Raw genomic sequence first — 20254 nt, forward strand, 5'->3', positions numbered from 1 at the left:
TGCATGATGAGGCTGCTGAGTGCTCGCCCTGGCGGTGCGGAGCTGCCGAGGTCGCTCCCTTGAGAGGGCCTGCTGCGTGGCCGGGGTATCGGTCCATGTGACGGTATCGGCTACCGCTGCCCAGTTCGAGTGCAGCAGTGCGAGGAGTGTTGTTTGCACGGTTTTTCGTCTGCGAAGCGTGCGTCGTTGGCGAGGTTGATCGCGTCGGTGGCGTCTGAGAGGACTTCGGTGGTGAAGCCGAGGAACTCTGCCTCCGCGGCGGAGGCGAGGACGACAAGTCTGTGCTGTCCATCGACCACGGTGACGTTCTGACCTCGGCTGGCACCGCCTCCGCCGTGGACGCCTGCCTGCATCTGGTGCGCGCCCGGCTCGGGGCTGAGGCGGCGAACCGGGTGGCACGGAGCCTGGTCATCGCTCCGCACCGGGGGGCGGACAGGCGCAATACATCGAGCGCCCGGTGCCGGCGCGCTCGAACGACGATCCGATTTCGCGCCTGGACTTTGGGCCGCCTGGGCGAGCCCCTCACCATCGACCGCCTTGCCGCCCAGGCGCATTTGGCGGCGAATCTCCTACCCGCTGACCACCACCCGGACGAGTTTGCGCATGCCCCCGTCATCCTCACCATGGTGGACGGTGAGGTGGTGGTGGCCCAGCAGGTTGCTATGGCCGGATCGGGTTCTGCAGGGTGAAGACCCAGACAAACTGAAAGGTGGCGGACGCCTTGGGCGCCCGTCACCTTCCGCCCGGAAACCGTCAGGCGGGAACGCCGATGGCCTCTTTCATCGGCGCATGACCTGGCGGAAGGCCGTCTGAAGAGACAATACGGCCGGCTTTGATGACGACGCGGTGCCGGCTCCCGTCCCAAAGCACTGATGGCTCCTCGAACGGATGGCCGTCCAGTATCACCAGGTCCGCGCAGGCCCCCCTCGCGATGCGTCCCAGGTCTTCGCGCCGGAGGAGTGCCGCGTTGGTCGAAGTCGCCGAGCGGAGTGCGTCGTAGACGCCCAGCACTTCGCACTGCAGGCGCAGCCCGGCCAGTTGCTCATCTTCCAGTTCACCCATGAGGTCGGTGCCGAAGCCAATGCGAACCCCTGCCTCCCGTGCCAGTGTCACGGCGTTCTTGCCCGCGGCCAGTACTTCCTGGTTCTTAGCGGCACCCACCTCGGTAAGTCCGATTTCGGCTCCGCGGCGGCCCATGGCATCGTACGTCACCAAGGTGGGCACGAGATAGACGTCGTACTCGGCCATGAGGCGGGCCGTTTCAGCATCCAGTAGGTTGCCGTGTTCAATGCAGCGAACCCCGTTGAGCACCGAATGGCTGATGGCTTCGGGAGAGTAGGCGTGCGCGGTGGCATAACTGCCCCGCCGGGCTGCCTCCTCTGTGACCACGCGTATCTCTGCGGCACTGTACTGCGGGACACGGATCGGATCGACCGGGGAAATCACACCTCCCGAGGTCATGATCTTGATGGCGGTGGCACCGGTCCGGAACCTGTGGCGCACCGCCCGCAGCAAGTCCTCTGCGCCATCCACTACCTCGCACATGTGGCCGCCATGGAAGCAACTGCCATCGTTGGCAGCGCGGATGTCGCCGTGGCCGCCGGTCTGGCTCAGCGCGGGACCGGTAAAGAAGTAGCGGGGACCGGGGTGCAGTCCTTCCTCGATGGCAGTTGCAAGGCCTACGTCACCCCCGGCCACGTCCCGGACGAAGGTGAAGCCCCGGCCGAGTGCGGCCTCGAGTCTGCGGACCCCGGCCAGGGCGGAGTAGCTCAACGGTCCGGTTTCATTCAGGGCCGAAGTCAGGCTGAGCGCATAGGCGTGGAAGTGCGCATCGATAAGGCCGGGAATCACGGTTCGGCCGCCCGCGTCGAGGATCGTTCCGGTCTCTTCCACCTCCCGCCCTACGGCGGTGATCCGGCCATCCCGGATGCTGATAGAGCCCTCAATCAGGTCAGGTGATTCACCGTCGAAGATTAGGGCGTTCCGTATTGTCAGGCTTTCCTGAGTGGTCACGTGTGGTACCTTCCTGTTGCCCTCCGCGGGCGGGCCCCCCAATTGGTGCCCGCCCGCGGAGGAACTAGTTGGCGGTGGTAAGGGCTTCTTCGAGCAGATGGACGGACCGCCGTGCGACGTCCACGGCTGCGTCCACCGAACTCTGGTCGTAACTGCCCTCAGGTGCGAGGAAGTTCATGGATCCGATGGTCTGGCCGTTACTGACGACCGGAACGTTGACGATGGCCCCGCAGTCCAGTGACTCGATGGTTGCCGAATCAAAGAAGAACGCGCGGACCGCTTCCTTATCCGCCCCCAGGAACGGCTGCTGTCCAATGAGCACCTGCTCCAGCCACACCCGGTTCGTGTCCCCGGCGAGGGTCTTCCTCCCGCCCACCGGATAGACATCGGGATGAGTGGTGTAGACGCGGGCCATACTGGCACCGTTATCGGCAATGACGGAGGCGGTAAACAGCGTGACACCGACTGCTTCCCGGGCGTGAGCATGCACCTCGTCAAAGGATTCAAATTGGGAACTCATAAAGTCCTTATCTTTCTTGATGGGAACCATCCGCTGGCTGTACCTAGTAGCCGTAGTGGGTCTTGGCGTAGTCTTCGGTGATGAAACCGTTGACGATGTCATAGGTGATAGCTTCGCGGGAGCGTTTGGAGACCTCTCCGAAGCCGCCGCCCCCTCCCACGGCGAGGCGGACGACGTCGCCGGCCTTGACCCTGTGGGCGTTCGCCTTCAGCGTACGGACCTCATCAGAGCGGCCGGGGTTGATGACAACTTCCGGGCCCTGGGCGTCTGATCCGCCGAAGAGCCCCCAGGCGGGGGTCTTCGACCGCTCGAACCAGAGCCCGACCACGCAGTCAGCCAGGAATTCGTATTCGCGCACCACGCCGTTGCCGCCACGGTACTGCCCGGGGCCTCCGGAATTGGGTCGGATGGAGTACTCGTTGATCCGGAACGGGTAGCGGGTCTCCAGCATCTCGATGGGCAGGTCCTTGAGTGAGCCGTTGACGTTGTTGATCATGGCAGATTCACCATCCGTGCCCTGCCAGGCACCCCAACCGCCCAGGGTTGCTTCCATGGTGACGAAGTTCCGGCCGAAGCGGGCATCGAAACCGGCGGCGGTGATGATCATTGAGTCACCGTGGCTGGCGCTGGCGACGCGTTCGGGCATGGCAGGGGCCATTGCCTTGGAGACGAGGTCGATCAGCAGCCCTAGGTGGGAGAAGTACCACTGGCACGGTGCCGGCGTCACGGCGCCGAGCACTGAGCCGGACCGAACCTGGGTGGTCATTGGCCGGAATGAACCGCCGTTGGAGTTGGACTCCGGGCTGACTAGAAGTTTGTAGCCAACGCGCAGTGCCGAGACGGCCTGGGCGGCACCACAATTGACCGGACCCAGGGTCTGGTCCGCCGATCCGGTGACGTCGAAGTCAACGGTGTCGCCGGCTACAGTGATCCGCAGCTTGATCGGAATGGGAGTACCCAAATTGATGCCGTCGTTGTCCAGGAAGCCCTCGGCTTCGTAGACCCCGTCCGGGATGTTGCGGACGGTCGCACGCTCAATTTCCTCCGTTTGGCGGAAGATCTCATCCCGGGCTGCATTCAACTGCTCCATCCCGTACCTGCCCACGAGCTCCTTCATCCGGGTGGTCCCCATCCGGAGGGCGGCGATCATCGCGTGCATGTCACCAATGGTCTGGTACGGGAAACGCACATTGGTCCGGATCAGGTCCACAACCGAAGTCTCAATTCCGGCTTCGACCAGCTTGACCGGCCCCATCCTGAAGCCTTCCTGGAAGATATCCGTCGAGTCCATCGAGCCGCCGACATCCTTGGACCCCATGTCCATCCAATGCGCACGGGTGGCCGCGAATCCGACCACTGCGCCTTCGTCGAAGATCGGAGCAAAAATGGTCACATCGTTCAGGTGGGTGCCGCCCAGGTATGAGTCATTGAGGATCCAGATGTCCCCTTCCTGCCAGACCGCGCGGCCGTACATCTCCTCCACAGCTATCGAACAGGTTTCAAGGTTGCCGAGGAACAGCGGCAGGCCAGCGGACTGGCCGAGCACGCGGTGTTCCGTGTCGAGGAGGGCCACGACGCAGTCCCCGCCCTCATAGAGGATGGGTGAGTAAGCGGAACGGATCAGGGTGGCGTTCATGTCATCCGCGGCGCTGGTGAGCGCGTTGCGGATGATTTCCACGGTGACGGGATCCAGGGTTTTGACTGCTGCAATTGTCATTTTTTGTACCTCAGTTTCCTTCGATGTCTTCAGAGCGGATGATCAGTGAGCCGAACTCGTCGACCTTGACGTTGAAACCGGGGGGGACCACGGTGGTGGCGGTCTGCTCCACGATGATGGCGGGTCCTTCGAATGTGTGGCCGGCACCGAGGTCGTCCCGGCGGACCACGATAGTGTCCTGCTCGACGTGGTCAAAGACCACGCGGCGGATTTCGTGCTTGAACTCCGGGACCTCTGCGGTGACGTAACTGGGAGCTTCCAGTCGTCCCAGGTCGCCTACGGCCTGGGTGCGCAGTGTGACGATTTCGATCGGGGCGCCGAGGTTGGAGTGGCCGTAGCGCTCGTGGTACATCGCGGAAAAGCGGACAGCGAGGTTGGCGATGAAGTCGGGAGACTCAGGTTCGTCAGCGGACGTTAGTGGCACGTTCAGGGAGAACTCCTGCGATTGATAACGGACGTCCACGGACGCCGTCGTGGCGCGGCTTTCCTCCGGGACTCCTTCCGAGACCAGAGACGACAAGCCTTCGACTTCCATCGAGCGCAGGATGCCAGCCATGTCTGCCACATCGATGTCTTCGTCGAGGTAGAAGTAAGGTTCGGAGAAGTCCTTACGGATGTTGGTCTGCAGCATGCCCCAGGCGGAGAAAGCGCCGGGGAAGCGCGGAACGACCGTTTCCGGGATGCCAAGTTCCTTAGCAAGGAAGACGGCGTGCATGGGTCCGGCTCCGCCGAAGGCTACGAGGGAGAAGTCGCGGGGTTCGATGCCGCGGGAGATGGTGATGGTCCGGATGGCCTGTGCCATCTGCGAGTTGGCGACGTCGCAGATGCCTTCAGCCATAGCGATGGGGTCCAGCCCGAGTTGGTCACCTACTGTTTTCAGGGCTGTTATCGCGGCTTCACGGTCCAAGGCGACCTGTCCTCCGGCGAACCAGTCCGGGTCGACACGGCCGAGCATGAGGTTGGCGTCGGTAACGGTGGGTTCCGTCCCGCCGCGGCCGTAGCAGGCCGGTCCGGGGTTGGCTCCTGCGGAACGCGGTCCCACCCGCAGGCCGCCGGCTTCGAGCCAAGCGACGGAGCCGCCGCCAGCGCCGACGGTGTGGATGTTCACAACGCTCATGAGCATCGGCAGACCTTCAAGGTGGGCCTCCGTGGAGACATCCGGCTTGCCGTCGACCACCAAGGAAACGTCAAAGGATGTGCCGCCCATGTCCACACCGATGAGGTTGCGGTTTCCCGAGACTCCGGCCAGTTCGACATCGCCCATGGCACCGCCGACAGGGCCGGAAAGCAATGTCTGCAGCGGGCGCTTACGAGCGGACTCGGCGGTAAGCACTCCGCCGGAGGACTGCATAATGTGCAGCGGGGCTTCCACTCCCCGGTCAGCGAGTTTCTCTTCCAAGTCCAGGAGGTAGTTGCGTACTACCGGACCCGTGTAGGCTTCGACGACGGCGGAGGACGTGCGTTCGTATTCGCGCCATTCCTTGGCTGCTTCGTGCGAAAGGGAGACTGTGAACTCTTCCCCGAGTTCCTCGAGCAGGATTTCGCGGGCCCTGAGTTCGTGCGAGGGGTTCTTGTAGCTGAACAGGAACGCAACGGCGACGGCGCCGTACCCCTGATCCACTGCCCGGCGCGCTGCCTGGCGGACTGCCAGTTCATCCAAGGGCACGAGTTCCTGGCCTTGACTGTCCAACCTGCCACCGACGCCGATGACGTCCTTGCGATCGACCAGCGGAGCAGGCTTGCGGTACTGGGCATTGTAGAGCTCAAGACGGGGGCCGCGGGCAATGTGATAGGTATCTTCTATACCGGCCGTGGCCAGCAGCAGCACGGGAACCCCACGACGTTCCAGGAACGCATTCAGGCCCTGGGTGGTGCCGTGGACCAGGAAATCGATGTCCGATAGATCATCAACTATCGATTCGAGGCCTGCGATGACACCGGCACTCAGGTTCCCCGGCGTAGTGGACGCTTTCGTAGCCGCGTAGGTTCCGGCGTGCTGATCGTACGCCACAATGTCCGTAAAGGTTCCGCCGATATCCATCGACACCCTGTAGTTCGGCATGTGTATCTCCTCATGGTTTTGGAATGGAACTTTGTGTGTGGAAAATCACGGTACCTTTGGGGTCGACCGATTTGGTGGGCATGCTGCATGATTAGGCCCCCGCTGGGCGGGCAAAGTGCATAACAGCGTTCTGCTGGCACCGGAATTGTCCGGGCCGGCGGGCTCCGCAGAATGAGGGTTGGGGTTACTGAACTGGCGCTTGCCCCTCGCCAGGGCGGCAAGAAGTTACTTCCGGCTGGCCGCTACTGGCGGGGGGCATGCGCCCCGGGGCGGGCGCAGGTGCCGGAAATGAACCGCGGCTGAGTGCCCCCCTTAGGGATCCCTGCTACGCGTAGTGCCATCGCGAAGGGCTTCGTGACGGCGGATCGAGGATCCGCCCGATATTCACAACCAAGACAGTCCTTTTGACTTGCGCAGAGAGTGCGCGTTTAGAAGAGCAGTGCTTTACGCCCAAACGGGTGAATCAAAAAAGTGCAAAGTGAACACCGCCTGAGCGCTCCTCGTTTGTAGTGTGAGTGCAATCACTCGGCGGGAGGCTAGGACGAGCTGCTCCGAGTGGAGGCTTGGTGAGCTGCTCCGAGGTGAATTCCCTGATATCGGGACTGTTCTCCGTGCAGAAACCCTGCGTGAACTTCTTATCCTGTCCAAAATATCGGAGGTCAAGACATGTCCAGTATCGACCCACTCATTTCAGGGCAAGCGCCCGGGACGGCGAGCCCACCTCGCTTCATGGCCGTCGGGCACGCGTTCCGCGACATGCCTTTCGGATCCATCCACTTCAAAATCTGCGCGGTCCTCTTCATTGCCTTCGCAATCGAAGCCTGGGAAATGCTCATGCTCACCTATGTTGCTGGTGATGTGGCTACTAGCCTGCAGATCGGCACGACGCAGGTAGGAATCGCCATCTCGGCGCTCTTCCTGGGCATGATCCCCGGCTCACTAATGTGGGGGCCCATCTCTGACCGGATCGGCAGGAAAGCCACGTGCGCATGGAGCTTCGCCGGTTATGGGGTCTTCACGCTCCTGAGTTGCTTCGCACCGAACTTTGAGACCCTCTCGGTGGCTCGCTTCCTCGCCGGCCTCTTGTTCTCCGGCGTCTTCACAGTCACTTTCCCCTATTTTGAAGAACTGCTCCCGGTTAAGGTCCGCGGAAAGGCCACGGTCTACCTTGCCGCAGGGTGGCCGATTGGTATATTGGCCGCCCTCGGCACTGCTGCTCTGATCGGAGGGCACGGCTGGCGCTGGGTCATTGCCGTTAGCGCATTTGCCAGCCTGTGGGGCATCGTTCTGTACAAGGTCGTTCCGGAATCCCCGTACTGGCTTGCGAGGCAGGGGCGGAACGAAGAGGCGCACGATGTCCTCGAACGTCTGGGCGCACGCGGCATTTCGCGTGGCACCATTCTCACCGTATCCGAGGGCGAGAAGCAGTCCATCTGGAGCCTCTTCAAGGGGAAGATGGGCCGGATCACGGTCATTCAAGTCCTCATCAACTTCACCTTCTCCTGGGGCTACTGGGGACTCCAATCGTGGATGCCAACATTGCTTGAAGGGCGGGGACTGAGTGCCTCATCAAGCTTTTCCTTCATCGCCCTAAGCGCGGTCCTCATGATCCCCGGATACATGACGGCCTCCTACCTGACCGGACGTTTTGGGCGCAAGTGGATATTCACTCTCTACGTCCTCGCCGCGGCAGGCGGCGGTTTCTTCTTCGGTACAGCCGCAACCGAAACCGAGATGTATATCGGGATGTTCTCGCTGGCCTTCTTTGCCATGGGGGCCTGGGGTGTCTGGGACACGTGGATGGGCGAGTTCTATCCCTCGGCCATCCGTGGCTCAGGTTACGGGTTCGGGATTTTCGGTCAGCGCGTCGCGAATACGGTCGCACCGAGTCTTGTCGGGTTCCTCCTAGCTTCCGCCGCCGGAGCTACCTCGACAATTCTGTTTATCAACATGTTCTTGTTTGCCACGGTCATCCTTGGCCTGTTCTTGCCCGAAACCGAAGGAAGTGAATTGGAATGATAACCCACACCGACAATCTCGACGCTCTCTCGGAGAACGCCCGAATCCTATGGATCAATCCGCTCTATACCGATGTGTACAACCGCACTATGGCTGATTCCTTCCGCCAGATAGTCCGCCCCGGCACCGAAGTTGACGTCGTCTCCCTTGACGGAGAGGGCCCCTCCCATGTGGAATACAACGCTTTCGAAGCACTCATGCTTCCACAGCTGTTGCGAACGGTGCGGTGGGCGGAAGAAGAAGGCTATGACGCCGCCGTCATCGGCTGTTTTTACGACCCGGCGCTGCGGGCGGCACGCGAAATCACTGATCGCATGGTGGTTGTAGGCCCGGCGCATTCGGCGCTGAGCATCGCCGGTAGCCTGGGCGAGCGATTCTCCATCCTCGTTGGACGGAAAAAGTGGATTCCCGAGATGGCCGAGAACGTCCATCGTTGCGGCGCATCAGAGCGTCTTGCCTCGTGGCGCGTGCTCGAGATGGGCGTCGATGACTTCCAAAAGGACCCGGCACTCACGGAGAAGCGGATCATGACCGAAGCCCGCAAGGCCGTGGAGCAGGACGGCGCAGACGTCGTCATCCTCGGCTGCACGGCCGAATTCGGATTCTTCCGAACGGTTCAAGACGAAATTGGCGTACCCGTGATCGACGCGACTGTGGCCCCGCTCAAACACGCCGAGCAGCTCGTCGACTCGGTCCGTCGGTTCGGTTGGACGCACAGCAAGCGCCTGGGCTACGACGGGCCCACGGCCCAGGAACGCCAGCGGTTCTTCCCGGCTCTCGAGCCAAAGCATTTGGTGTCCATGACCACGGTGTCCGCGTAATACATTTCCCGCTCGTCAGGCCGACTGCTTGCGCGCCGCAGGGCCCCTCCACCCTTAGGGCCTCTTTGGCCGGAAGTTACCCGGATACCCTCGCTTGCCTTGACATCCCGTGATCGAGGCAGGCGAGGGAGCCCTTGCAGGCTTACCAGCAATGCGGGGACGGGTAACCGCATCCTTCCCATAACCCCGGCGGCACCAGCGCCGGCTAGCCCAATCAAAATCAGACGTGCACACGGCACTACGCATAAACGGAGGTACGGCGATGTCCAGAAAGACCCTATGTATCAACCCCATAATGACCCACGCTTACCAGATCCCTATCGGACTGCTGTCCCCCCTCACGCCCAACCGCTCGCTGGTCCAGGTATGAGCAGGCCGGAATCCGCGGTTGTCTTCCGCAAAATAGGCGGCCCCGAAGTGCTGGCCGTCGAAGCTGCTTCTCCACGTCAAGTCGCCGAAAACGATGTACGCATCAACGTGGCAGCATTCGCACTCAACCGGGCAGATCTGATGTTCATCCATGGAGAGCACTACACCGTCCCGGTGTTCCCCTCGCGCATCGGGTCCGAGGCAGTGGGAACCGTTACCGAGATCGGCGCGAACGTCACGGCCTTCAACATCGGCGACCGCGTCACGAGCATTCCCTTCTTCACCGCAACCGACGGCGTGCAGGGAACAACAGCGGTCCTACCGTCAGACTATCTCACCCTTGCCCCGCCGGAACTTTCGGATGCCCAGGCCTGCTCTGTTTGGATGCAATATCTCACTTCCTACTTCGCCTTCGCAGAGGTAGCCAATCTCGGAAGCGAAGATACAGTGCTCGTCACTGCCGCCGCCAGTTCAGCCGGGCTTGGCGCCATCGAGATCGCACGCGCGCTGGGGGCGAAGGTGATCGCGACGACACGCTCCGATAAGAAGCGATCGCTCCTCCTTGAGACCGGCGCAAACGAAGTAGTCCTCGTGGGAGTCGATGACCTCGGCGAGGTCATCGATCGCACCACCAATGGCAAAGGCGTTCGGGTCGCTTTCGATCCTGTCGGAGGAGAGTCCCTCGGCGCCTACGTCGATCATCTCGCACCCAACGCCGTCGTTTTCGGCTACGGGACACTGAGCGATTTGCAGCCCGTAATCCCTATGGCCGCTATGTGCAGAACCCAATCGGTTTTCCACCCGTACTCAATGTTCAACCACGTTGGACGGGCCGATGAGCGGAGGCGAGGTGTCGACTTCATCCTCAAGGGGATTCGCTCCGGCGCCCTGCGGCCCAGAGTCGACAGGGTCTTTGCTTTCGACCAAGTGCTTGACGCTTACCGCTACATGGAATCGAACGAACAGTCAGGGAAGATTGTCGTAGAAACAAGTTAGCCTGAGGCGCCTGGGTCCGTGTCCGTGGACAGTCCGGCGGACACGGACCGGGGTCTGGCTCAGGCATGGACCGCACCGTCCCGGACTGTTCACGGATGTAAACGCGCGCCGTGCTCGTGCCCGGCGTCCTCAGGTGAGTCCTTTCTGGTTTTCGAGGGGGCTTCCGAAGTCGTTTTGTCTGGCATAGGTGGCCGCAGCACTTTGGCGATGAGGTGGACAGACAACAGCGCAGAGGGGATATCAAGCGGGACACCGAGTTCCCTTGCCCGGTTTAGCCGGGCCTGCAGTGTGTTCCGGTGCAGGTCAAGGGATTTCGCGGCGAGGCTGACTGAGCTGCGGTGATCGAGGAAGGCGGCCAGCGCGGTAATGATCACGTCGCGGTCAGGGGAGGTCATCAGTCGCGGCAGTGTTAGTTCAGCCACGAGCGCGACGGCGTCCACGTCGACGAATGTAGTGGCCGCGGCCACCCCGAGGTTGGCGAAGCCTAGAACCGTGCCGGGCCCCGTTGATCCGGCGGACTCAGCGGCGAGCCGCGCCTCACGCACGATCAACGCCAACGCCGGGGCCTCCTCCCGCCATCGAGACAGTCCCGCCACCAAGCCAAGCTCGGCAAGAGCTGGCCCCAGCCGTGTCCTGAGTCGGGTTTCGAGCTGGGTCGAGGCGTCCTGATCCCCGGCCGGTACGAGCGTTAGCCAACCGCCGTGAACCTCAGCCAAGGGGCTGCGCACCGTGACCTTGCGCCAGAGCAGGCGCAACACGGCCGTCAGCTCGGGCCGATGGTCTTGCACCTGCCCGCTGCCGAAGCACACGGCAACGTATGATTCCCCTTCGCGCCAGCCCAATTGGTTCAGCAGGTGTCGGTGTTTTATCTCGAACTCGGCGCCTGACGCGTCAGGGTCCTGATCCAACCCGGCGATCGCTGCTGTGGGAACGGCCCGGGCAGTGCTCTGTAGGTCCTCCAACAGCCAGGCAGCCTTCACCGCAGGGGTGGCTACCTCAAGGATTGAGCGCACCAGCCGCAGGTTGTGGACGCCGGAAGTGGGCACGCGGGCCAAGAGGGTGAAGTGGACGGCGCTATTGGCCTCGCCGACTTCGACGGTGATGACTTCGTCAGCCTCCCGTGGAGGCATTCCGGTGGAGGCCAGAACCACGCCGTCGTACTCCAGCGAAACTCCGACCCCGTCCAGTTCCTTGGAAATGGTCTTGAGGACATCACCGAGGGTGGTGTCCTTTGCGACTGTCCGGGCGACCCTGGCTAGTTCGGCATCGACCACTGACAGGGCCGCTCCGATCTCGGCCGCCAGTGCCAGGGCCAGCGCTGCAGGGTCCCCGTCAGTGGCCAACAGGGTGATGCCCAGCCGCTCGGCCAATCCGACTGCCGCGCTTGCATAGGCGCCGTCGGCCACGACGACGGCGCTGGCCCTCCGCTCCCAGGCCTGTCGCAACGCCGCGGATACCAGCCAACCCCCTGATCCCATCTCTGACGAGAGGACCACCACAGTATTAGGCCGCACCTGCCGGATTGCCTCAAGCTGGGAGACGAGAACAACACTTTCAATCAACCCGCTGGATGGAGTGAGATACAGCGGCGTGGAGCCACGGAGGGAGCCGTGCGCCAATAGACCGGCGACGTCGAGCCGGGTTTCATTTTTCGATCTACGCATGTCGCCGTCTTGGGTGCAGAATCGGAATGCCAAAGGCCTTTGGGTCGGTGAGATCAAGCCCCGCCTCCGTGTACCACTGCGCCGCTGCCGTGATCTTCACGATGTCCATGACGTCGCCTACCTGGACGTCGTCGATGTTGACCACTGTGCCCTGCTCGGAATTGAGCAGCGTTACCATGTCCGGGACGGCTGCTGTTACCGCGCCGTCCACGAGGACCAGCAGGATCTCATTCTGGATTTCAAGACGGACGATGCGTCCGGTGGTTTCGTCTTCCAGCGTTACGCTGGACGGCTGCGCCGGCAGACCGAGGTCTGTTGGCCGGGAGAGGCTTTCGATGTGGCTCACGCGGGCCCGGGCGATTCGGGTGCTGTCGAGGAATTCGGCGAGCAACAGCAGCTTTCTCTCAACAGTGGTGCTCGCGTTCAGGATTTGCCCGATCCGTATCATTCGGCTGATGGAGCCATGGACGCCATGCTCCATCAGCTGTTGTGCGGAACACGGATACATGGCGGTGGCTGCCCAGCCGCCGAGTTCGGTCACTATGGCGCGCACCAGCGTTTCGGCCCGCTGCGCGCTTTCGACCTCAACCACCGCCCGTTCCCCAGTTACCCCCATGAGCGCGATAGGGCCGATCGCCACGTTTCCAATGTTCAGCGTCGTTTGGCTGATCAAGGGGAAGACGCGGCCCATGGGGTCGGCATCGATAACGGGCAGCGAGGACTGCAGCCCAACCATGAGGGGGACGATTCCGTTGATATTGGCGGCAGCGAGCGAGTAGATCGCCCGCACCGACCGGCCGAGACTGGCCTCGATGGCACGGATGCAGCCGAGGAACTCATCGCCCACGGGAGGCATGTCGGCGATGAAAAGCCCCTGCGTTACCATTCCGACCGCCACCACCAGATCGTCGGGAGCAAGCTCGTCGACGGTGATGAGTTCCAATGACCGACCCTCCATGGCCCGTTGGATCATTTCTGCGTAGATGTAAATAGCTGTCGGGTCGATGGTGCAGGTCAGGAAGTGGGCCCCGGTGCGGAGGTTCCGGACGTCCTCGGTATTGAGTACGGTGCTCATTGGGTGGCTCCCCTCGCGGCTGTGGGCAGCACGTGTTCCTCGTCGGCGAACGTTTCTCCTGCCGCTTGGACCCGGATTCGAACGATGCCGGGGTTGCCGTAGGGCATGGCATAGACGTTCGACTCAATGATGTCGGTTTGCCCGGGGGTGGCGCCTAACTGGACGGCCGCTGAGTGGGCGTCGTCCTCGGCGAGGTTCTGTACTCGTTTCAGGTCGACCCGCCCGCTGACGGTCTCGAGCCTGTCGATCCAAGCTGTCAGCGGCGCAGCGGCAGATCCTACCAGCGCGGCGTCCTGGGCCGCCGACAGGGTGGGCACCAGCCCGAAGGGCAGCGCAACATCTTTCGAGTCGCGGAGGTCGGCAATCACGGAGGGGAAGTCTGCGCGAACCGGATGGTGGGCGGTGTATGGCTCGAGAATGGCGGCGTTGCTGGCGAGGCTCGCGTCAAATCCTTGGCGAATGAGGCTTCTGGCGACGGGCAGGCCTCCATGGATGTGACCCACCATGGCCCCAGCCTCGGTGCAGAGAATGACTTCCCCCTCGGGGATTCCCGCCAACGTGGCCGCGCCAAGGATTCCCATCGCGGGCTCGGCGCGCAACCCGTGCACAGGCGCCAATGCCAGCCGTGACAGAGGTGCGCGGCCGCCGTCGTTCTTTGCAAACGACAAGAGGGCGGCCGGGAACTGGCGCCGGCCTGCCGCCTCAAGCATGACAGCCAGATCTTCCCCCGTCTGCATCAGGGCACTGTTAAGGATGGCCGTGTAGTCGCGGTCGCGGAAAACGCTGGAATAGAAGTCACTGGAAATACTGATCCGGATGTCTCTGTCGTTGCCTAGGATCGCATCGGCTATGCGCGTTTCATGGTCACTTGACGCCGTCGAACCAACGGAAGTTACCGCCACGTTCCGTACGTCACGGGAAAGGATGCCGGGGAGATCGGCCAGGAACCCCTCCAAGTCCAACGGGGCCAGAGGCCGTCCCCGCAGATCGTGACCCCCGGCGACATGAACCGTCCGGGTCACTGCCGGCTCAACAAGGGGTGGTAGCACGGTCATGTGGAAGGCGTCCGCGGGGGGACGGGGCGAAATACGGATGGCGACAACGTCGGCCAGTTTCCGCTCCCCCAAGACCCGCCCGACGTCGACAGTGATCTCCGTGATGCCCGACCCGAACTCCCGACGGAGCCCTGACAGGGACGATTCCAACGCTTCCGGCAAGCTGCCCGCGTGCACCTCTTGACCGGCGGAAACTACAGTCAGCCCGTCCAGCACAACGGTCCGGCAGCTGGTTCCCTCTAGCCGCAGTCCCACTCTCATTGTTCAGTTCCTGCCTGGCGTCCACCAACGGCGTTATCTGTCGAGTGGTGAATATTCTCCATGTGCATAAGGTCCACCACTAATCGTCCTCTAAGGCTCCCGCCGGCCACTGAAGAGAGCATCGTCGCATGCTCCCTCAGCCTATCGGGACGTTGAGCAAGATACCCAGCGCGGTCGGTTAGCCAAGTAGGCCAGCACGGGCACGAATACCCGGTGTTGTGGACCCTCTAAGGGCGGACCGACGCCCGGGAGTCGAAGCTGGTGACGCTGACCAGCGCGTCGGACATCTTCCGCTGTTTGCCCTTTCGGAGCCGGCATCTACGCTGTCCGAGAACCAACCCAATTTCCCCTCCGGCAGCCCGGCTGAATCCCAGCCCGCGGACGTAAACTGACCTTCGCATCACGTTCCGTGAGCCCTGGACCAGGAGCCGCTCTTGCTCTGGAAACTGCTTGTTGAATACCTGCGGCCGCACCGGCCGCTGCTGGTCGCCGTCGTGGTTTTCCAGCTGGCACAGTCCATCGCGTCCTTGTACCTGCCCACGCTGAACGCGGACATCATCGACGAGGGCGTGGCGAAGGGGAACACCGGCGTCATCCTGAGCCTGGGTGCCCTGATGCTGGGAATCACGCTGCTGCAGATCATCTGCGCCGTGATCGCGGTGTACTTCGGGGCGAAGGCCGCCATGGGCACCGGCCGGGATTTGCGCGGCGCCATCTTCGCACGGGTGGGGGAGTTCTCTGAGCAGGAAGTGACGAAGTTCGGCGCGCCCAGCCTGATCACACGCTCCACCAACGACGTCCAGCAGGTCCAGCAGCTGGTGCTGATGGCCGCCACCATGATGGTGGCCGCGCCTATGCTCGCCATCGGCGGGGTGATCATGGCGGTCCGGCAGGACGTGCAGCTGTCCTGGCTGATCGCCGTCGCCGTGCCGGTGCTGCTGGTCGGCGTGGGCCTGATCATCATCCGGATGGTGCCGCTGTTCCGGAAGATGCAGAAGCGGATCGACACCGTGAACCGGGTGCTCCGCGAGCAGCTCACCGGCATCCGGGTGGTGCGCGCGTTCGTCCGCGAGGACATCGAGACCGCCCGCTTCGCCCAGGCCAACGAGGACGTCACGGACACCGCGCTGCGTGCCGGCCGGCTGATGGCGCTCGCGTTCCCGGTGGTGATGCTGGTGCTGAACGTCTCCAGCGTGGCCGTGATCTGGTTCGGTTCGTTCCGGATCGAGGACGGCTCCATGCAGGTGGGCACCCTCATCGCGTTCCTGAGCTACCTCATGCAGATCCTCATGTCTGTCATGATGGCCACGTTTATGGCGGTGATGATCCCGCGCGCCGCGGTGTCCGCGGACCGGATCGGCGAGGGGCTGGGCACGGTGTCGAGCGTCCGCCCGCCGAAGAACCCGCTCCCCAGCGCTGTTTCTTCAGACGGCCGGCGCCGTGGCGAGCTGGAAATGCTCGACGCCGGATTCGCCTACCCGGGTGCCGACCAGCCGGTCCTTTCCGGGATCAGCTTCACCGCCAGGGCGGGGCAGACGACGGCGATCGTCGGCAGCACCGGCGCCGGCAAGACCACCCTGGTGAACCTCATGCCGCGGCTGTTCGACGCCACCACGGGTTCGGTCCGGATCGACGGCGTGGACGTCCGCGAGCTGCACCCGGACCTGCTCTGGGGGCACATCGGGCTGGTGCCGCAGCGGCCCTACCTGTTCACCGGCACGGTCCGCAGCAACCTGCAGTACGGCAAGCCGGACGCCACCGAGGACGAGCTCTGGGCCGCGCTGGAGATCGCCCAGGCCCGACACTTTGTGGAGGAGATGGAGGGCGGGCTGGATGCGTCCATCTCGCAGGGCGGCACCAACGTCTCCGGCGGGCAGCGGCAGCGGCTGGCCATCGCCCGGGCCCTGGTGAAACGGCCCGAGCTCTACATCTTCGACGATTCGTTCTCCTCGCTGGACACCGGCACCGACGCCCGGCTGCGGCAGGCGCTCAAGCGCAGCACCGCCGGCGCCACGCTGGTGATCATCGCCCAGCGCGTGTCCAGCATCGTTGACGCGGACCAGATTTTAGTGCTCGACGGCGGCAGGATCGTCGGGCGCGGAACGCACGGCGAGCTGCTGGAGACCTCGGAAACGTACCGCGAGATCGTCTCCTCCCAGCTGGCAGCGGAGGAAACGGTATGAGCTCGCCGCACCGGCCGCCGTCGGGCGCCACCCACAACGCCGCCACCGGCGGAACCGCACCCGCCTCCAAAACCGGGACTGCCGACGTCGTACGCATTCCGCGTCCCCGCGGCGGGCCGGGACACGGCGGACCCTTCGCGGGGATGAACGTTCCGGCGGAGAAGGCGATGAACTTCGGGCCGTCGGCCAGGCGGCTGCTGGGCACGCTGCGGCCGGAGCGGGCGTGGCTGCTGTTGGTGCTGGTGATGGGGATCGCCAGTGTGGCGCTGTCGGTGATCGGGCCGCGGCTGCTGGGGGAGGGCACCAACCTGATCTTCGCGGGGGTGGTGTCCCGGGACCTGCCGGCCGGGGCGAGCAAGGCGGACGTGATTGCGCAGCTGCGGGCGACGGGGCAGAACCAGCAGGCGGACATGCTCACGCCCATGGCGCTGACGCCGGGTGAGGGGATCGATTTCGCGGCGCTGTCCAGTGTGCTGTTGTGGGCGCTGGTGCTGTATGTGCTGGCGTCGGCGTTTATGTGGGTGCAGGCGTATGTGCTGAACGGGGTGGTGCAGCGGACGGTGTTCGGGCTGCGCGGGGAGGTGGAGGCGAAGATCCATCGGCTGCCGCTGCGGTACTTCGATTCCATCCAGCGCGGTGAGCTTCTGAGCCGGGTGACCAACGACGTCGACAACATCTCGCAGAGCCTGCAGCAGTCAATCAGCCAGGTTGTCTCGTCGGTGCTGACGGTGGTGGGTGTGCTGGTGATGATGTTCATCCTGTCGCCCACGCTGGCGCTGATCGCTCTGGTGACCGTGCCGCTGACGCTGGGGATCACGGCGCTGATTGCCAAGCGCTCGCAGAAGCTGTTTGTGGCGCAGTGGAAGAACACGGGGGAGCTGAACGGGCAGATCGAGGAGACGTACACCGGGCATGCGCTGGTGAAGGTGTTCGGCCGGCAGCGCGAGGTGGAGGAGCGGTTCCGGCAGAAGAACGCGGAGCTGTACGAGGCGAGCTTCGGCGCGCAGTTCATTTCCGGGCTGATCATGCCGGCCATGACGTTCATCGGGAACCTGGTGTACGTGGGGATCGCGGTGGTGGGCGGGCTGCAGGTGGCGTCCGGTGCCATGCAGCTGGGCGACGTGCAGGCGTTTATCCAGTACTCGCGGCAGTTCACCATGCCGCTGGCGCAGCTGGGGTCCATGGCCAACCTGCTGCAGTCCGGGGTGGCGTCCGCCGAGCGGGTGTTCTCCTTGTTGGACGAGGATGAGGAACTGCCGGATCCTTTGCCTGGGGTTTCGTCCGACGGTTTCGGCCGGGGCCGGCTGGTGTTTGAGGACGTCTCCTTCTCCTACTCGCCGGACAAGCCGCTGATCTCTTCGCTTTCTCTGGTGGCCGAGCCGGGGCAGACTGTGGCGATTGTGGGGCCGACCGGGGCTGGGAAAACCACGCTGGTGAACCTGATGATGCGGTTCTACGAGCTGGATGCGGGGCGGATAACGCTCGACGGCGTGGACGTCACCTCGGTGCCGCGGCGCGAGCTGCGCTCGCGGCTGGGCATGGTGCTGCAGGATACGTGGCTGTTTGGCGGGACCATCCGGGACAACATCGCGTACGGCCGGCCTTCAGCTACCGAGGCGGAGATCCTGGAGGCGGCCCGGGCCACATACGTGGACCGGTTCGTGCGGTCCCTGCCGGACGGGTACGACACGGTTTTGGAGGACGAGGGTGGGAACGTGTCCGCCGGTGAGAAGCAGTTGCTGACCATCGCGCGTGCTTTTCTGGCGCGGCCGTCGGTGCTGATCCTGGATGAGGCGACGTCTTCAGTGGATACGCGGACCGAGGTCTTGGTGCAGAAGGCTATGAGTGCGCTGCGTTCCGACCGGACTTCTTTTGTGATCGCGCACCGCCTGTCCACCATCCGCGACGCCGACCTCATCCTGGTGATGGAGGCCGGGCAGATCGTGGAGCAGGGCACACACGCTTCGCTGCTGGCTGCCGGCGGGGCGTACGCACGGCTGTACGAGGCGCAGTTCGCGGCGCCTGCGGCGGAGGTTTGAGCGCTGTTGAAATAGGGGATTGATTTTCAGCTACTTATCCGAAACCGACATGCCGATTCGTCACATGTCCTCGTTTCTGGGCACTCCGTGCCTCTAGGCAGATGTGGAGGTCGGAAGCGACCGCAATCTACGGTTGAATTGACGACGGTTTCGGCAAGTTACGCCCCGGCTGTCTTGCCCTGAAAACCGTGGACAGCTTCCGATACTTGAACAAGATGGGACTTATAAGCCATCTGAAATGGATTTGCTACAGTACGGTGATACAGACCGAATTGGGTGGTTTTGGGCTGCTAAGGAGTATGGGTGAAGGCTCTTCTTGCCGAGAAACTGCTGGCTGAGGTGACCGGGATCGATGACCTTTCCCGTTTAACCGAAATTACCCAACGGCTTAGGACTCTGGCCGACGTAAAATACGACGATTATGACGGCTACGGGCCGGGCGTTCGGTTCATGGAGTCGCTGGCCCTCTGGCTGAATGAGTTCAAAGATGAGCACCGAGAGCCCGCGCTAAAGTTCATCCTCAATCGACTCACTTACATCTCTGGAACTGAGTTGGACCACCTTGTTTCGACCGTGTACAAGGACATGCTTCGTCCAAAGTTACTCGAAGCGGCCGCCCGCCAACTGATGCTGCCAACTTGGGCAGTTACGAGGATAGCTAAGTCGGCTGAATTTCAATCTATACAGCGTCGAACCCTGATTCTGGGGATGAGCGACGGCGCTCGCCTGGATAAGCTGCGACGTGCCAGCCAGCTGTCCACAGAGCAATTTCATTTGGTTTCGACGCTTGATGAAGACAAAGCAATGGATATGAAATCAAAACTTGGCGAGGCGCTAAGGGAACGACAACTGCCGGGTGAGGCTAAGTTTCAGTCAGTCATTGTTGTGGATGATTTTTCCGGAAGCGGTACGACGATGCTGAGGTTCGATGATGATGCTTGGAAAGGAAAGTTGCCGAAGATACAGAGGCATATCGCAGATCTTAAATTGAACGGCGTCGTTGCACAGGACGCAAGCGTGATTGTCCTTTTATATCTGCTGACCCATTTGGCGAAATGTCAACTCATCAGCCGGATGCAGGAGGCCGGACTGACCGAGCCAGATTTCACCCTCATTGCCGCCCACACGTTTGACGAAGATTTCCCTCTAACCGAGGAGAATGATGGGGAGTTCTGGGGGATTTGCGCTGAGTACTTTAGAAAGGAGTGGGCTAACCAACACTCAGCTCTGGCCGGTGATCTTTCGCATGGATTCGGTGGCAGCGCCCTGCCGTTGATCATTCACCATAATGCTCCGAATAACGCTCCGCCAATCCTATGGAAAGACGAATCGAATGAGAGCGTTCGAGGGGATGCAACGCAACGCGAGTGGATTGGTGTTTTTCCTCGCCACGAGCGTCATCATCCGGGGAGGCCTTAGATGTCAGTAGTAAATCCGTTCCGATTGCGTTTCACTGAACA

General features: G+C 62.7%; 15 protein-coding genes. 7 read left to right on the forward strand and 8 right to left on the reverse strand.

All coding sequences use genetic code 11. The features are described from left to right. Window positions 1-110: 110 nt before the first annotated feature. Entirely contained in the window at window positions 111-299 is a 189-nt protein-coding gene (locus AU175_RS22030; protein WP_197497103.1) for a hypothetical protein, read from the reverse strand. On the opposite strand from AU175_RS22030, the gene AU175_RS13325 reads away from it, so the two are divergent. Next, the gene (locus AU175_RS13325; RefSeq protein WP_066289668.1) at window positions 282-689 is read left to right on the forward strand and encodes a hypothetical protein; all 408 of its coding nucleotides are present in this window, start codon (window positions 282-284) and stop codon (window positions 687-689) included. The genes AU175_RS22030 and AU175_RS13325 overlap by 18 nt on opposite strands. 64 nt (window positions 690-753) lie before the next feature. On the opposite strand, the gene AU175_RS13330 is transcribed toward AU175_RS13325, so the two are convergent. The 4 genes from AU175_RS13330 to AU175_RS13345 all read right to left on the reverse strand — a co-directional run bounded on the left by AU175_RS13330 (window position 754) and on the right by AU175_RS13345 (window position 6312). Next, window positions 754-2013 (reverse strand): metal-dependent hydrolase family protein, encoded by a 1260-nt coding sequence (locus AU175_RS13330; protein WP_066289670.1) that lies wholly within the window; start codon window positions 2011-2013, stop codon window positions 754-756. Window positions 2014-2077: 64 nt separating this feature from the next. Next, on the reverse strand, window positions 2078-2533 hold the full coding sequence (locus AU175_RS13335; RefSeq protein WP_066291097.1) for a hypothetical protein: 456 nt from the start codon (window positions 2531-2533) through the stop codon (window positions 2078-2080). A gap of 43 nt (window positions 2534-2576) precedes the next feature. Beyond that, window positions 2577-4250 (reverse strand): hydantoinase B/oxoprolinase family protein, encoded by a 1674-nt coding sequence (locus tag AU175_RS13340; protein ID WP_066289673.1) that lies wholly within the window; start codon window positions 4248-4250, stop codon window positions 2577-2579. Between the two features lie 10 nt (window positions 4251-4260). Further along, on the reverse strand, window positions 4261-6312 hold the full coding sequence (locus tag AU175_RS13345; protein WP_066289676.1) for a hydantoinase/oxoprolinase family protein: 2052 nt from the start codon (window positions 6310-6312) through the stop codon (window positions 4261-4263). A 756-nt stretch (window positions 6313-7068) separates the two neighbouring features. Between AU175_RS13345 and AU175_RS13350 the strand changes: the two genes are divergently transcribed. From AU175_RS13350 to AU175_RS13360, 3 genes are all read left to right on the forward strand, one after another. After that, complete coding sequence (locus tag AU175_RS13350) at window positions 7069-8331, forward strand: MFS transporter (RefSeq protein ID WP_082979237.1); 1263 nt, start codon at window positions 7069-7071, stop codon at window positions 8329-8331. Further along, entirely contained in the window at window positions 8328-9152 is an 825-nt protein-coding gene (locus tag AU175_RS13355) for an aspartate/glutamate racemase family protein (protein WP_066289680.1), read from the forward strand. The genes AU175_RS13350 and AU175_RS13355 overlap by 4 nt, the downstream gene beginning before the upstream one ends. Before the next feature lie 366 nt (window positions 9153-9518). After that, a complete protein-coding gene (locus tag AU175_RS13360; RefSeq protein WP_066289684.1) occupies window positions 9519-10517 on the forward strand; it encodes a zinc-dependent alcohol dehydrogenase family protein in 999 nt (332 codons plus the stop codon). 89 nt (window positions 10518-10606) lie between these two features. On the opposite strand, the gene AU175_RS13365 is transcribed toward AU175_RS13360, so the two are convergent. From AU175_RS13365 to AU175_RS13375, 3 genes are read right to left on the reverse strand one after another with little or no spacing between them, the layout of a single operon-like run. After that, window positions 10607-12181: a helix-turn-helix domain-containing protein gene (locus AU175_RS13365; protein ID WP_066289686.1), complete on the reverse strand. Its 1575-nt coding sequence runs from the start codon at window positions 12179-12181 to the stop codon at window positions 10607-10609. Beyond that, a complete protein-coding gene (locus AU175_RS13370; RefSeq protein WP_066289691.1) occupies window positions 12174-13256 on the reverse strand; it encodes a DUF917 domain-containing protein in 1083 nt (360 codons plus the stop codon). The genes AU175_RS13365 and AU175_RS13370 overlap by 8 nt, the downstream gene beginning before the upstream one ends. After that, complete coding sequence (locus tag AU175_RS13375; RefSeq protein WP_066289692.1) at window positions 13253-14572, reverse strand: hydantoinase/oxoprolinase N-terminal domain-containing protein; 1320 nt, start codon at window positions 14570-14572, stop codon at window positions 13253-13255. Before AU175_RS13375 ends, AU175_RS13370 begins: the two co-directional genes overlap by 4 nt. Window positions 14573-15006: 434 nt before the next feature. Here AU175_RS13375 and AU175_RS13380 point away from each other — a divergent pair, with 434 nt between their 5' ends. The 3 genes from AU175_RS13380 (at window position 15007) to AU175_RS13390 (ending at window position 20213) form a co-directional block, all read left to right on the forward strand. After that, on the forward strand, window positions 15007-16755 hold the full coding sequence (locus tag AU175_RS13380) for an ABC transporter ATP-binding protein (protein WP_066289695.1): 1749 nt from the start codon (window positions 15007-15009) through the stop codon (window positions 16753-16755). Further along, window positions 16752-18794, forward strand: a complete 2043-nt coding sequence (locus AU175_RS13385; RefSeq protein WP_066289697.1) for an ABC transporter ATP-binding protein — start codon at window positions 16752-16754, stop codon at window positions 18792-18794. The genes AU175_RS13380 and AU175_RS13385 overlap by 4 nt, the downstream gene beginning before the upstream one ends. Before the next feature lie 303 nt (window positions 18795-19097). Continuing rightward, window positions 19098-20213, forward strand: a complete 1116-nt coding sequence (locus AU175_RS13390) for a phosphoribosyltransferase-like protein (RefSeq protein WP_066289699.1) — start codon at window positions 19098-19100, stop codon at window positions 20211-20213. Window positions 20214-20254: the final 41 nt, after the last annotated feature.

Source organism: Arthrobacter sp. B6, assembly GCF_001663775.1.
In the GTDB taxonomy this organism is placed as follows: Bacteria; Actinomycetota; Actinomycetes; order Actinomycetales; family Micrococcaceae; genus Arthrobacter.

Coding starts and splice junctions, on each gene's coding strand:
- AU175_RS13370 (WP_066289691.1), bottom strand. CDS start 13,256: ATGAGCACCGTACTCAATACCGAGGACGTCCGGAACCTCCGCACCGGG.
- AU175_RS13385 (WP_066289697.1), top strand. CDS start 16,752: ATGAGCTCGCCGCACCGGCCGCCGTCGGGCGCCACCCACAACGCCGCC.
- AU175_RS13360 (WP_066289684.1), top strand. CDS start 9,519: ATGAGCAGGCCGGAATCCGCGGTTGTCTTCCGCAAAATAGGCGGCCCC.
- AU175_RS13355 (WP_066289680.1), top strand. CDS start 8,328: ATGATAACCCACACCGACAATCTCGACGCTCTCTCGGAGAACGCCCGA.
- AU175_RS13345 (WP_066289676.1), bottom strand. CDS start 6,312: ATGCCGAACTACAGGGTGTCGATGGATATCGGCGGAACCTTTACGGAC.
- AU175_RS13340 (WP_066289673.1), bottom strand. CDS start 4,250: ATGACAATTGCAGCAGTCAAAACCCTGGATCCCGTCACCGTGGAAATC.
- AU175_RS13375 (WP_066289692.1), bottom strand. CDS start 14,572: ATGAGAGTGGGACTGCGGCTAGAGGGAACCAGCTGCCGGACCGTTGTG.
- AU175_RS13335 (WP_066291097.1), bottom strand. CDS start 2,533: ATGAGTTCCCAATTTGAATCCTTTGACGAGGTGCATGCTCACGCCCGG.
- AU175_RS13365 (WP_066289686.1), bottom strand. CDS start 12,181: ATGCGTAGATCGAAAAATGAAACCCGGCTCGACGTCGCCGGTCTATTG.
- AU175_RS13350 (WP_082979237.1), top strand. CDS start 7,069: ATGCCTTTCGGATCCATCCACTTCAAAATCTGCGCGGTCCTCTTCATT.